This is a genomic window from Vulcanisaeta distributa DSM 14429, assembly GCF_000148385.1.
Taxonomy (GTDB): Archaea; Thermoproteota; Thermoprotei; order Thermoproteales; family Thermocladiaceae; genus Vulcanisaeta; species Vulcanisaeta distributa.
In genome coordinates, this window is record NC_014537.1 from 1,909,612 (window position 1) to 1,922,800 (window position 13,189).

Consider the following 13,189-nt stretch of genomic DNA (forward strand, 5'->3'; position numbering starts at 1 on the left):
TTAATGCTTAGGATACACCTGCTTCAATACAGTAGTAAGCTTGGTGATGTGGAGTTCAACCTAAATAGGTTGATTAAGGCCATGGAAACACTCTGTGTGGGTGATGGTGCTGATTTGATAGTGACCCCCGAGCTTTACCTACCGGGTTATATGTCTAGGGACATGTTCTTTCAAATTGCGGAGCCAATAGGTGGTAAGACAATTACGAGACTCGTCATGGAGGCCAGGAGAAGGAATTGCCACGTTATTGTTGGGTTTGCGGAGAGGAATGAGGATACCCACGTGCTTTATAATACGGCGGTTGCCGTGGGACCCGACGGCGTACTAGCCGTTTATAGGAAGAGGCACCTACCATCATATGGAGTGTTTGATGAGTATAGGTACTTCGGCATTGGTAAGGGCGACATCCCCGTTATTAATATCAATGACCATAAAGTTGGCATTGCAATATGCTACGATGCATTTTACCCAGAGGTCTCGAGGGTCATGATGCTGAAGGGTGCGGAGGTGCATGTATACATAAGCGCGGCCCCAGACATGTCGAGGATTCACTTTGAGACGTTCATGGTAGCCAGGGCACTTGAGAACGTGGCATACACGGTTTACGTGAACACTGTCGGTCAATACGACGGGCTTGGATTCTTCGGCGGTAGTCACGTAGTTAATCCATTGGGTAATGTGCTCATTAAGGCTAAGTATTATGAGGAGGATGTGAAGACTATCGAGATAGACCCAAGCGACATCGTTAATTATAGGAGTCATAGACCAATACTTAAGGATCTCGATCCAAGCGATGTGGATCTCGTAGTAAGGGCATTTAACGAGTATATCAATCCGAAGTTACCTGAAATTAAGGTTAAGGAGAGGGAAGTCACAGCAATCAGTAGTTATAAGTAATGAATCAGTGAATCATCGTTAAAGGGTAAATTTAATTTTAAATTGAATTTATTTAAGGACGATTCACCAAATTCACTTTAGTTGATCAATTATTTCAATTAATGCGTCACCAAACTCCTTAGTGCCTAATGGCTGAACACCCATATACCTGGCTAAGTCCTGCGTGACCTTCTTCTGGTTTATGGCCTCAGTTATTGCTCTATCAATTAGGTCAGCAGCCTCCCTCCAACCCATGAACCTGAGCATCAATTCGCCGGCCCTAATTATGCCCGTTGGGTTGGCTACATTCTTACCAGCGTACTTAGGCGCTGTTCCGTGTACTGCCTCGAACATGCCTCCCGTATCACCAACATTAGCACCACCAAGAACGCCTATATCGCCTATGAGTGCTCCGGCGGCGTCGCTTATGTAATCACCGTTTAGGTTTGGCGCGAGTATTACATCGTAGTTCTCAGGTCTCGTGATTATCTGCTGGAACATATTGTCGGCTATCCTATCATTAACAAGTATCTTGCCGGGCGGTACCTTGCCGCCATAGAGCTTATTCACCTCCTCCTCAGTGACTATGTATTCCCTGAACTCCTTAAGGGCTACCTCGTAAGCCCACTCCCTGAAGGCGCCCTCCGTGTACTTCATTATGTTACCCTTATGCATTATCGTTACTGACCTCCTCTTATTTTCAATTGCGAATTTAAAGGCAAACCTCGCAACCCTCTGCGTCTTAAACTTACTAATTGGCTTTATGCCTATTCCAGTGTCATCCTCAAGTTCTATCTTCAACTCCTCCTTAAGGAACTTCCTCAACTTAGCAGCCTCAGGGCTATCCCAACTCCACTCAATGCCTCTGTACAAGTCGTCCGTGTTCTCCCTAATAATAACCATGTCAACCCTCTCAGGGTGCTTAAGTGGTGATTCAAGACCTGGCATGTACTTGACGGGCCTGACATTGGCATAGGCGTCTAGGAGCATCCTAATGGCAACGTTTATTGACCTCCAACCACCACCAATTGGCGTCTCTAATGGGCCCTTAAGGACAACCCTATACCTAGTAATGAGGTTTATCGTCTCCTCAGGGAACCTATTACCATAAACCCTCTCAGCCTCCTCACCCGCATAGACCTTAACCCACCTGATCTCCCTTGAGCTTCCATAGGCCTTCTCAACGGCCTTATTAATCACCTTAATGGCCACATTGGTTATCTCAGGCCCTATACCATCACCCTCGATGTAAAGTATTATTGGTTTGTTAGGTACATTCCATACACCACCCTGAACAACAATTGGTTCTCCATCCTCAGGTATTTTTACCCTCGAGGACATCTATATTTACTTAATTACTACGTTTTTAAATCTTTCAATAATCGGAAAATAACGTGGGTCAGGAAGCACCAACGCTGTATATTGTTGGTCTTGGATTGAGCCCTGCTAATATTACGGCTGAGGCATTGGAGGTAATACGTTCAGTAGATGTGGTATTCCTGGAGATGTACACGTCGAAGGGACCTGCCGAATTCATGGATCAACTAAGAAGCATTAGAGGAGACCTAATCCAGGTTTCAAGGAGAGATTTAGAGGATATGAATAGCGAGATAATAATGAGGGTACTAGAGGGTGGTCGTAATGCGGCTCTCCTCGTTATTGGCGATCCAATGATAGCCACGACGCATGCGGTCATAGCCGTTATTGCCAAGAGGAGGGGCTTCAACGTTAGAGTCATTAACTCCGTAAGTATTGTCTGTGCAGTGCTTAGTCAACTTGGGTTATCGCCGTATAAACTTGGTCCTGTGGCAACCATAACATACCCAAGAATGGGTGTGTTGAGTATGAGGGCCTATGAGGTATTAAGTGATAATCTTATTCGTGGGCTTCACACGATATTGTTGCTTGATATTAAGGATGATGGCAGCTTCATGAGTGCGAGCGAGGCTGTGGAGCTTCTTAAGAAGATGGAGGATAATGGCAAATTGGGTATTATAAGCAAGGATTTAGCAGTAGTATATGCCGCAAGGATTGGTTGGGGTAATCAAAGTATTAAGGTATCGACAATCGAGGATGTGCCTAACATTGGAGAGACGCCGCACACGATAGTAATCCCAGGCCTACTTAATCCAGTGGAGCAGGAGTACCTGGTCAATGTCCTGGGCGCTGATGAGGAGTTGATACGTAGGCACATGGCGTTTATTAATAAGATGGTTAAGAGGGGCCCCTTGGTTTAGTGAGGTACGTTTCTGCGAAATATCACGGTGCCATCCTTACGCCTAATCTCCACAACCCTATGATAGGGTATGTACGTCTCCTTACCACTACTACTGATGTATGTAAATCCATCCCTACTTATTGAGACCACCCTCGATAAGTCAACAACCTCCTCATTATTTGGCGAACCTCTTGATATGAAGACGACGACGTAATTATCAATTTGATTAGTCCACTTAAGCTTGTTTAATACGTCCCTAATCGTCACCATTAACCTCATTAAGACAGCCATGCCTAATTATTTAATACTGACTATCCATGGTAGTGCACCAACCTGAAAATATTAATTAATCCGCCTTAGCACTGCACCGTAATGGTTGGGCCCTGCATATTCGTGAGTAGGAGTAACCTACCCTCCATAATATACTCAGAGCTCAATAAATTACCTGTGGAGATTAGGATGTGGAAGGAGACAGGACCAATGTGGGGTAAGCAAGCATCACCACCTAGGGAGGTCTGGGTTGATGTATTCAAGAACTGTGTTGGGGCTATAGTGACCCTAGGCGACATTATTGATAAGTCATTAATTAACGAGGCGGATAAATTATTCATAATTAGTACGTATAGTGTTGGTGTTGATCACATAGACGTTAAGGCCGCCACCGAGAAGGGGATTTATGTAACTCACACGCCCGAGGTCCTCGTTGAGGCTGTGGCCGACCTGGCCATGGGATTGTTAATAGCCCTTGCACGTAAGATAGTGCTTGGTGATAGGCTAATTAGGATGGGCGGTATATACGATAAGTGGGGCTGGCTTCTTGGTAGTGAGGTTCACGGTGCCACCCTGGGTATAATAGGCTTGGGCAACATAGGTACGGCGTTGGCGAGGAGGGCTAAGGCATTTAATATGAGGGTGATTTATTGGTCGAGGACTAGGAAGCCCCACATAGAGTTTGCCCTTGGTATTGAGTACAGGCCACTGGAGTCCGTACTTACTGAGTCTGACTTTGTCGTAATAACGGTAGCCGCAACCCCCGAGACGAGGCACCTAATTAATGAGGAGCGGTTGAGGTTAATGAAGAAGACTGCGTATCTAATAAATGTGGCTAGGGGTGACATTGTGGATACGAATGCGTTGGTGAAGGCACTTAGGGAGGGTTGGATAGCGGGTGCGGCATTAGACGTATATGAGGAGGAGCCACTACCCAGTGCTCATGAGTTAACGAAGTTCGACAATGTCGTGTTAACGCCGCATATAGGGTCTGCGACCTACGAGACCAGGGAGAGGATGGCTGAGGTTGCCGTTAGAAACTTAATAAACATATTGATGGGTAAGAGACCGCTGTATCTAGCTAATCCTGAGGTTCTTTCGGTTAGGCCGCTTCAAGCTTTAATATGATTTATGGCGAATAGTGTTTATTAGCTGGGTATAAATGATTATGAGGTATAATGTATTATGGGATCGTATAATGTTGATAAATTGAGGAGGATTGTGAAGAATGATAGGCCAACACCAGATAATGAGCACTTATGGGCCGCCGTCGCCGTTATTTACAATCCATGCTTAAATGCAATCCTCATAGGTAAGAGAACGGAGAATCCTGAAGATCCCTGGAGTGGGGATGCGGCATTTCCCGGTGGTAGGTTTAAGCCTGCTAAGGATAGGGATCTGGTGGAAACAGCAATTAGGGAGGCTAAGGAGGAGGTTGGTCTTGACCTCACAAAAGACGCAGAACTACTTGGGGTTTTGGATCCATTCTCACCAAGCAATGCTCCTAACATCAATGTTGTACCGGTAATATTTTCATTAAAGGATTGCAATCCTCAACTAACGATAAATAGGGCTGAGTTGTCGAAGGTGTTTTGGCTGGATATTAATGATATTATGAAGTATGTTAAGTTGGATGTTAATATAAAGGGTAGAACGAGGCCTGCAATAATCATGGGTGATGTAACGATATGGGGCATGACGTATAGGATACTACGTAGATTATTAAGGGATGCCTTTGGTATTGACTTACCGAAGGATCCAAGGGACACTTATTGACTTACCCTGGTTCGCATAGCATTACCAATCGTAGTGGCGAACCCTCAGCACCCCTAATCTTAAGTGGCATGAATATGAATAACCCCTCACCATCCTTACACGTATTTAATGCAACGTCTAGGTTGGTAACGCCCTCTATTATGTAAACTCCGCTTGATAATAATTTATAGTGAACATACACCACATCATCCCTAGAAACCCTGGGTGGGTATGGATAACCCTCCTTACCCGGCCAACCAGCTATGCTAAGTGCCTCAATACCCACAACCTTAATCCCTTTAGTGACTAGGTAATCCGCCCCTGACCTGTCGAGGTACGGCCAGTTATATAAGAATTCCTCTGTACCCCAGGTCTTTGAGAAGCCCGTGTACAGCATTACTGCGTAATTGTGCTGTATTCTACTATCGAATCTCCTCAGGTCATTGGCCGTTATGGCTTCACCATGCTTCTTATAGCTCAGGTCTAGTATTACGCCGTAGGCTATGAAGTCCGTTAATGGTAGTGACTCCGCAGTTAAGCCACTCGGTACAAAGTGACGTGGCAGGTCTATGTGCGTACCACTATGGAGTCCGGCGGATATTTTTGATAATGTTGATTCACCATAGTTTTTCCCAACCTTGACATACTCATGGTTAAAGGGTGGATCGCCAGGGTAGGTGGGCATTCCATTGTATAGTTCATGCGATAGGTCTATCATAATGAGTCTCTTGTTCATTAATTGGTTGATTAATTCTCTTAATGTCTGTGACATATCACGTCTATTACATTGACGCATTTAATACGCATTTCCCCCATGAGTATATAACCTATATAGTGATTAAACCCATTAGAGCGTTTAGGCGTAATTTAATGAGTATTAACGAATTGAAAACACTATACATATCTGGTTTATTAAGGGGGATACTCCCTTGATCATTGATGAAGGCTGTTACGGTAGTTCCATTGGTAAAGGACTCATTGGTATTAAGGGATATGCCAAAGCCATCACCTAAGCGCGGCCAGGTTTTGCTAAGTCCAATTGAGGTTGGTGTTTGTGGTACGGATAAGGATATTATTGAGGGTAAGTATGGAGCGCCACCACCTGGTGAAGAGTACCTTATTCTTGGTCATGAGGCTGTGGCTGAGGTTGTGGAGCTTGGTGATGGTGTTGATAATGTGGGTGTTGGCGACATCGTAGTACCAACAGTGAGAAGACCAACAACGTGCACCTTACCAGTAACAGAGTTAGACTATTGTCCAAGGGGTACATACGCAGAACACGGCATATGGTACTTACACGGATTTGCCGCCGAATTCGCCGTGACTGACTCCCAGTACCTGGTTAGGGTTCCTAAGGAGGCCATAGATGTCGCTGTGCTCACGGAGCCACTAAGCATCGTTGAGAAGGGCATCGACTTGGCGATAAGGCTTGGTAAGGCAAGATTTGAGTCCTGGAGTCCAAGGAGGGTTTTAATAATGGGTGCGGGGCCCATCGGCATGCTGGCATTAATGGTCATGAGACTTAGAGGCTTTACTGACGTAACCGTAACGGCTACGAGACCTTACGACAGCCTAAAGGCAAAGCTCGTTAAGGAGATAGGCGCAACCTACGTCAATACTAATGTCGATCAAATAAGTGGCGAGTTTGACATAGTCATTGAGGCTACCGGCTCGACTAATGCGGCATATGAGGCATTAAGGCATCTAGGTGCTGATGGTGTAGCCGTATTACTGGGCATTTACCTAGATAGTAAAAATGTTAATATCGGACCGTTACTAGATGATTGGAGGAAAAATAAGCTGATAATCGGTGCGACCAACGCAAGCATAAGGGCCTTCGAGATGGGAGTCTCAGACCTGGTTAAGGCGAAGTTCGAGTTCGGCGGTTGGGTTAGAAAGTTAATAACGAAGGAAGTGACGCTGGATGAGTACGAGTACGCATATAATTGGGGCCATGAGGACATAAAGTCCGTAATACAGATAAGAAGTTTATGAAGTCGTAATAAGGAGGAACAATGATAGAGTTGCCTTATGATAAGGTGGTTTTTATGAATAATCTACGAATTCATCCTCACGGAAGAAGAACTTGATCTCCCTCTCCGCCTCCCTAGGGCTATCGCTGGCATGGACTAGGTTGAATAATGCTCTCTTCTCCAGATTTGCCAGGTCTGGGCTATCCACGGAGTAGTCGCCCCTAATCGTACCTGGCGGTGATGAGTACGGCGTTGTTGAGCCCACGATCTTCCTAACAACCTCAACCGCTCTATTACCCTCCAGCACCATTACAACTATTGGGCCCATTGATAGGTAATCGGCAAGCCAACCCCTAATTATCTTCCCAATCTCCACTGGATCGTCGGTTCCCAGGTCAACCTTTGGATCCTTCCCAATCTCGGAGTAGGACTTCAAGGACTTACTACCCACTGAGCGAAGCCAATTCTCATCACTTGGATAAAACTTGGCGGCCTCCTCCTTACTAAGTCTAATCATTTTCATAGCAACGATCCTCAAGCCCGCCCTCTCAAACCTAGCAATTATCTCCCCAATCAATCCCCTTTTAACTGCGTCAGGCTTAATTATTACCAGGGTTCTCTCAATCATGCTGGGAATCGATGATGTCAAGCCCCTTTAAAATTTTATGACTATGAAGATAAAGCTTAATGATATGGCTACTTCTGGAATATTGATGAGTGAGTCCAGCAAGTTATATGAGGAAGCTATGAAGGTTTTAGTCGGTGGCGTCAATAGTCCGGTCAGGGCTGCGATCAGGCCATACCCATTCTTCGTGAGAGAGGGTAAGGGCCCATACATATTCACGGTTGATGGTCAGCGGTTAATAGATTACGTGCTTGGTTATGGACCATTGATCCTTGGACATGCGCCTGAACCCGTGGTTAAGCGGGTAATGGAATACATCAATAGGGGCTGGCTTTATGGGGCGCCAACGGAGATTGAGGTTGCCCTAGCCAAGAAAATAGTGAGTCACTTCCCAAGTATTAAGAAGGTTAGGTTTGTCAATAGTGGTGGCGAGGCTGTGGCTACGGCGATTAGGCTAGCCCGCGGCTATACTAAGCGTAGGAAGATCCTGAAATTCGAGGGGTGTTATCACGGTGCCATTGATTACGTATTGGTTAAGGCAGGCAGCGCCGCGGCGCATTTTGGCACACCATCATCGGCAGGGGTTCCTGAGGATGTGGCTAAGTTAACGCTTGTAGCTAGATACAACGATCTCGATAGTGTGGAGAGAGTAATGAGGAGTGAGGGTAATGACGTGGCTGCGATAATCGTCGAACCAGTAATGGCGAACTACGGAGTGATACCGCCTAGGGAGGGCTTCCTGAAGGGACTTAGGGAGATTGCGGATAAGTACGGAGCCCTATTAATATTTGATGAGGTGGTCACTGGCTATAGGCTTGGTTTAGGTGGCGCCCAGAGGTATTACGGCGTTAGTGCTGACATAACCACATTGGGTAAGATAATTGGTGGTGGGTTCCCTGTGGGTGCCGTGGGTGCCCGTGACGAAATAATGGACCTACTATCACCGAGGGGTCCCGTATTCAATGCTGGCACATTTAATGGACACCCAATATCCATGATCGCTGGGTTAGCCACTATAGATGTTCTCGAGACCACGAACGCGTATGACATCGCAATAAGCGCATCACGTAGGTTAGCTGAGGGGATCAATGACGTACTTAGTAGGTCTGGTATCGATCACGTGGTTAATTGGGTACCAACGATGCTCCAGGTATTCTTCACTAAGGGTGAGGTTATTGATCATGAAACAGCGGGTAAGTCAGATACGAAACTGTATCTCAGGCTTCATGAGGAGTTACTGAAGCGTGGCGTCTTTATAGCTCCCAGTCAATTTGAGGCTATGTTCACAAGCTCAAGCCACACCAGTGACGTAGTTGAGGAGACGCTTAGGCAAATCGAGGACTCGGTTAAGGCCCTTAAGCAGGTTTAATGCTCATTATTCCTTAATATCTCCATTAGATAATTCCTTAACCTCCTTACAGCATCCTCATTACCCACCTCAGCAAGCCTTCTCATATTTTCCAGGTAGTTATGCATTATCTTCTTAACCAGGGACTTGCTCATGGCATTAATCACGGCCTCAGCACTCTCACCATTCCTTAACGCATTCAATGCCTCCCTAACCTCCTCCTCCCTAATCTCCTCAATAAACCTCATTACGTCCCTAATGGCCTCATTAGCATCAACGCGCATGATGAGTCTCATTATCCTCTCAGCCTCATGATCAATCTCAGACAATTCATTCATAACCTTGCTCTTACCATTCACATATTCTAGGTATGGTTCCCTCAGATCCTCAAGCCTGACAACCCTGACGTGACCATTACCCTGAATATTAACTGCGCTTGGTGTTGAAACATCGATTATAAGCCTTGGTAATGAACCATCCATGGAATCATCGAGATTAATTAAGGGTGATTGTACTGACACGGCCACGACCACGACATCATACTTACCACTCATTAATTCATCCATTAATGATTCAAGGCCCAATAACCTTATTGAACCATTAAATTCATACTTGAGTTTATCCGTTGTCCTGTTTATTACCGTTACACCCCTATAATCATTCCTGAGAAGCTCCCTAACCACGCCTCTTGCAACCTCGCCGCCGCCAATAACGAGTATATTATCATCCTTATTAACATTCCTCATTACGTAATCCGCCAGGAATTTCACGAATGAAATATCGTAAAGGTTATGCCTACGCCTAAAACCCTCCCCAAACCGAATTGCTGATTCGAATAATATCCTTAACCTTGGTGATGGCTTACCGGCGCTGTAAGCCCTCTTAACCTGCGACAATATTTCCCTTTCCCCTAAGAACATCGAGTCTAGCCCAGCCGCCACCATTAATAGGTGCTTAACAGCATCTAGGTCATGAAGCACCCTAGGCTTTATCCCAGCCTTCTCATTAATCAACTTCATTAATTCACCCTCATCCTCATCACCATCCAGGTAAAACTCAATCCTATTACAAGTCTCCAACGCTATAAGTGAGTCATATAATTTGTATAATTTTGTCAATTCTTCATTTGTAAAATAGGCCTTAGCCAATGTGTCTAGGTCGTAATCCCGGTAGGTCATTACCAACGACTTAATCTTACTCATTCAATAATCATTAAATATCGGGCATAGACGTATTTTAAGCATTGTTTCAGGTGCTAATGTAAAATAACTATGTTGTGAACAAGCATAAAGTTAAATAATTAATTATGGGGATCCATTATCCGTGGGATCAAAGGTCGATTTAAGTAATGTTTTTAAACATGTCGATAACCAGAGGGACTTCATAATCGAGTTATATAGGGGTTTCATACCAATAAAGGCATTGGCACCTGAGAATGGCGGTGATGGCGAATGGGATAGGGCAAATTACCTATTGGGCATAGTTAGGAGGTACTTTGATGAGGTTAGGGTGATAGAAGCTCCAGACAACAGGGTTAGTAAAGGATCGAGACCAAACATAGTAGCCCTGATAAAAGGACTTGATAGTTCAAGGACCTACTGGGTCATTGCACACATGGACACAGTACCTGAGGGTGATAAGTCGCTGTGGAATTACGAACCCTTTAATGCCACGGTAGTTGGTGATGTGATATACGGTAGGGGTGTTGAGGATAATGGGCAGGGAATCGTCATGGGGATAATAGTCGGTAAAGTTTTGAGGGAGCTCAGCATAACGCCGCCGGTTAATTATGGAGTAATATTGGCGAGTGATGAGGAGGTTGGTAGTAAGTACGGCATTCAATACGTGATTAATAAGGAACCAAGCCTAATAAGTGGTAGGGACCTCGTATTGGTCCCTGACGCGGGCAATGCCGATGGCACTATGATAGAGGTTGCGGAGAAGGGCATACTCTGGGTGAAGGTCACTGTTTATGGGAAGCAAGCACATGCATCACTTCCTGAACTTGGACTTAACGCGTATAGGCTTGGCAGTGAGTTAACCCTCGAAATAGATAGGAAGTTACACGAAACATTTAATTATGAGGACCCATTGTTCGTACCGCCCAAGTCAACATTCGAACCAACGAAGGTGGAACCAAATGTTGGTAATGTGAATACAATACCTGGCAAGCATGTATTCTATATTGATTGTAGAATACTGCCTAAGTATAGCATTGATGAGGTTCTCAGGGTAATCAGAGACACGGCAAATAATTACTGCAATACCCACGATTGTAAGGTTGATGTTGATATCGTCAGTAGGGAAGACCCAGTACAACCAACAAACGCAGACAGTGAAATTGTTAGGAGGCTAGCTAAGGCTATAAGGACTGTTAAGGGCCTGGAACCGAAGCTACTTGGTATTGGTGGTGGTACATACGCACGTTACCTGAGGGCTAGGGGCATACCCGTGGCTGTTTGGATGACGTCTAAGGAAACTGCCCATGCGCCTGACGAGCATGTGCTCATCAGTGACGTCATTAGCGATATAAAGACTGTGGTTGCATCATTACTTATGGAGCCGTAGTGACCTATGCCTTTTAAATTCATAGGTTTTCATATTAATTAGCAGGTAGGGATGAGGGTTTTAGTAACGTTTGAGCCGTATGCAAGGAGTATAAGTCCATATGATTTGTTATCCAGGATTAACTGTGGTCAAGTCATTGAGTGGGGACGCAATAAATGCATAGTTGACCTGGGTGATTGCGGTTCAGATGCATTATCAATTCTTAGGGATATTAATTACGTAGCCCACCTATCAATAATTGATCAAGTAATTAGCAGGGACTTGAATGCGTTGCTTGCGGTGACTAAGGAGGTATTGCTGAGCCTTATTAATAATAGGGATGGGACATTCAAGGTTATTGTCAAGAGGATGGATAAGAAATACCCAATGACCAGTATTGAACTTGCCAAGAAGCTTGGCGAGTACCTAGCCCAGGTCGCTAAGGCTGATCTGGAGGATCCTGATTACATAATATATGTTGAGGTTAGGGAGGACTCCTTCATAGTTGCCCATTCGACCAGGGAGCTATTCCGTAAGAGGAGGGAGGCAATACCCACTGATTGGGTGGACCGCGTGGTTGGCATTGTTGAGGGTCCTAGGGAGGTCTACGAGACTATGGACCTAATACAACTTAGCCATGCCCTTGGTATTGAGGTCAGGTTAATAACGAGCCCATTGCTCATTGATAGAGCGTTGAAGGCCTTGAGACTTGGTTCCCTGCCCAGGGTTAAGGTTGTGGGTATTGATGAGGCGTTGGATGATGTTGACATACCAATTGTGTTGTCAATGCATGCCAATTATAATGAGAGGAAGTTGATTGAAGTGAGTAGGGAGGCGTTAAGTAAGGGTTTGAGAATTGGCTTGATACTTGGTAATGAGTATGATGATGTTAGCCTGAGCCTAAGGAGTAGGGCTATGTATGAGATTAGGCTTGGCCCGATGACTGGTCACCCCATGAGAACCACGGTTGCGTTGGCCTATGCCATTAGTGTTATATACACAACGTGGTTAATGAGCAGTGATGCTTCCAGAGATTAGTATTGGTCGTGGAAGGTTTAAGGCATTGCCCAATAAGTATGCATTACTATTTATGGTTTGGTATTCGAGGGGCTCATCAATGAGTCTCTACAGGTTATTGCTCACAACATACCTGGCATCGCATGTTGTTAGGTACATGTTCGAGAACCCACCCATCATTAGTAGGTCTATTTTGAAGGATTTAGGTGAGTTGATTAATGAGGGTTTAATTGAATTAAGGACTTTGAATGGTAGGTCGATTATTAAAGTCACGGATAGGGGTAGGAGGTTAATCGGTGAGTTGTATGGTTTAAGTAATGAGTATGTACTGTTTGGTGATTACTTAATAGTTAGGTTGAGGGATTTATTCAATGAGTTGGCTAGGCTCGTTAATGCATACCAGGATATGGATACTGCCGTGCTACTCTCAATAGCGCTTAGGGAGGCATCGCTCAGGGAGGGTGGGGTTGAGGGTAACGTATTGAGGGATTTAGCCTTTGACCTGAGGAGGCCGTGTGAGAACGCGCTTGGTTAGCATAATGTTTTTAATACCCACACAT

At 45.1% G+C, this 13,189-nt stretch carries 14 protein-coding genes; 9 read left to right on the forward strand and 5 right to left on the reverse strand.

The features are described from left to right. The first annotated feature begins 3 nt into the window (after window positions 1-3). Window positions 4-897, forward strand: coding sequence for a carbon-nitrogen hydrolase family protein (locus tag VDIS_RS09980; RefSeq protein ID WP_013337123.1), 894 nt, complete (start codon window positions 4-6; stop codon window positions 895-897). A 72-nt stretch (window positions 898-969) separates the two neighbouring features. Here VDIS_RS09980 and VDIS_RS09985 read toward each other — a convergent pair whose 3' ends face one another. Beyond that, on the reverse strand, window positions 970-2,217 hold the full coding sequence (locus tag VDIS_RS09985) for an NADP-dependent isocitrate dehydrogenase (protein ID WP_013337124.1): 1,248 nt from the start codon (window positions 2,215-2,217) through the stop codon (window positions 970-972). Window positions 2,218-2,270: 53 nt separating this feature from the next. On the opposite strand from VDIS_RS09985, the gene dph5 reads away from it, so the two are divergent. Further along, window positions 2,271-3,113: a diphthine synthase gene (gene dph5, locus VDIS_RS09990; RefSeq protein WP_013337125.1), complete on the forward strand. Its 843-nt coding sequence runs from the start codon at window positions 2,271-2,273 to the stop codon at window positions 3,111-3,113. On the opposite strand, the gene VDIS_RS09995 is transcribed toward dph5, so the two are convergent. Beyond that, entirely contained in the window at window positions 3,110-3,364 is a 255-nt protein-coding gene (locus VDIS_RS09995) for a DUF504 domain-containing protein (RefSeq protein WP_245522507.1), read from the reverse strand. The genes dph5 and VDIS_RS09995 overlap by 4 nt on opposite strands. A 102-nt stretch (window positions 3,365-3,466) precedes the next feature. Between VDIS_RS09995 and VDIS_RS10000 the strand changes: the two genes are divergently transcribed. Together VDIS_RS10000 and VDIS_RS10005 are read left to right on the forward strand one after the other, a co-directional pair. Then, window positions 3,467-4,492, forward strand: coding sequence for a 2-hydroxyacid dehydrogenase (locus VDIS_RS10000; protein ID WP_013337127.1), 1,026 nt, complete (start codon window positions 3,467-3,469; stop codon window positions 4,490-4,492). A gap of 57 nt (window positions 4,493-4,549) precedes the next feature. Beyond that, the gene (locus tag VDIS_RS10005) at window positions 4,550-5,140 is read left to right on the forward strand and encodes an NUDIX hydrolase (RefSeq protein ID WP_013337128.1); all 591 of its coding nucleotides are present in this window, start codon (window positions 4,550-4,552) and stop codon (window positions 5,138-5,140) included. Window position 5,141: 1 nt separating this feature from the next. Here VDIS_RS10005 and VDIS_RS10010 read toward each other — a convergent pair whose 3' ends face one another. Beyond that, on the reverse strand, window positions 5,142-5,891 hold the full coding sequence (locus VDIS_RS10010; protein ID WP_052885826.1) for a cyclase family protein: 750 nt from the start codon (window positions 5,889-5,891) through the stop codon (window positions 5,142-5,144). A gap of 167 nt (window positions 5,892-6,058) precedes the next feature. Here VDIS_RS10010 and VDIS_RS10015 point away from each other — a divergent pair, with 167 nt between their 5' ends. Then, window positions 6,059-7,114: a glucose 1-dehydrogenase gene (locus VDIS_RS10015; RefSeq protein WP_013337131.1), complete on the forward strand. Its 1,056-nt coding sequence runs from the start codon at window positions 6,059-6,061 to the stop codon at window positions 7,112-7,114. A gap of 51 nt (window positions 7,115-7,165) precedes the next feature. Here the strand turns inward: VDIS_RS10015 and VDIS_RS10020 are convergent, their stop codons facing one another. Continuing rightward, window positions 7,166-7,720, reverse strand: a complete 555-nt coding sequence (locus tag VDIS_RS10020; protein WP_013337132.1) for a nucleoside-diphosphate kinase — start codon at window positions 7,718-7,720, stop codon at window positions 7,166-7,168. 85 nt (window positions 7,721-7,805) lie between these two features. On the opposite strand from VDIS_RS10020, the gene hemL reads away from it, so the two are divergent. After that, window positions 7,806-9,086, forward strand: a complete 1,281-nt coding sequence (hemL, locus tag VDIS_RS10025) for a glutamate-1-semialdehyde 2,1-aminomutase (RefSeq protein WP_052885936.1) — start codon at window positions 7,806-7,808, stop codon at window positions 9,084-9,086. On the opposite strand, the gene VDIS_RS10030 is transcribed toward hemL, so the two are convergent. Continuing rightward, window positions 9,083-10,267, reverse strand: coding sequence for a glutamyl-tRNA reductase (locus VDIS_RS10030; RefSeq protein WP_013337134.1), 1,185 nt, complete (start codon window positions 10,265-10,267; stop codon window positions 9,083-9,085). The two genes, hemL and VDIS_RS10030, sit on opposite strands and share 4 nt — an antisense overlap. A gap of 121 nt (window positions 10,268-10,388) precedes the next feature. Here VDIS_RS10030 and VDIS_RS10035 point away from each other — a divergent pair, with 121 nt between their 5' ends. Genes VDIS_RS10035 through VDIS_RS10045 form a run of 3 tightly spaced genes read left to right on the forward strand, consistent with a single transcriptional unit; the run spans window position 10,389 to window position 13,164 of the window. Then, entirely contained in the window at window positions 10,389-11,633 is a 1,245-nt protein-coding gene (locus VDIS_RS10035) for a M20 family metallo-hydrolase (protein ID WP_013337135.1), read from the forward strand. A 51-nt stretch (window positions 11,634-11,684) separates the two neighbouring features. Beyond that, window positions 11,685-12,650, forward strand: a complete 966-nt coding sequence (locus VDIS_RS10040; protein WP_013337136.1) for a THUMP domain-containing protein — start codon at window positions 11,685-11,687, stop codon at window positions 12,648-12,650. Continuing rightward, window positions 12,634-13,164: a hypothetical protein gene (locus VDIS_RS10045; RefSeq protein ID WP_013337137.1), complete on the forward strand. Its 531-nt coding sequence runs from the start codon at window positions 12,634-12,636 to the stop codon at window positions 13,162-13,164. Before VDIS_RS10040 ends, VDIS_RS10045 begins: the two co-directional genes overlap by 17 nt. Window positions 13,165-13,189 lie beyond the last annotated feature (25 nt).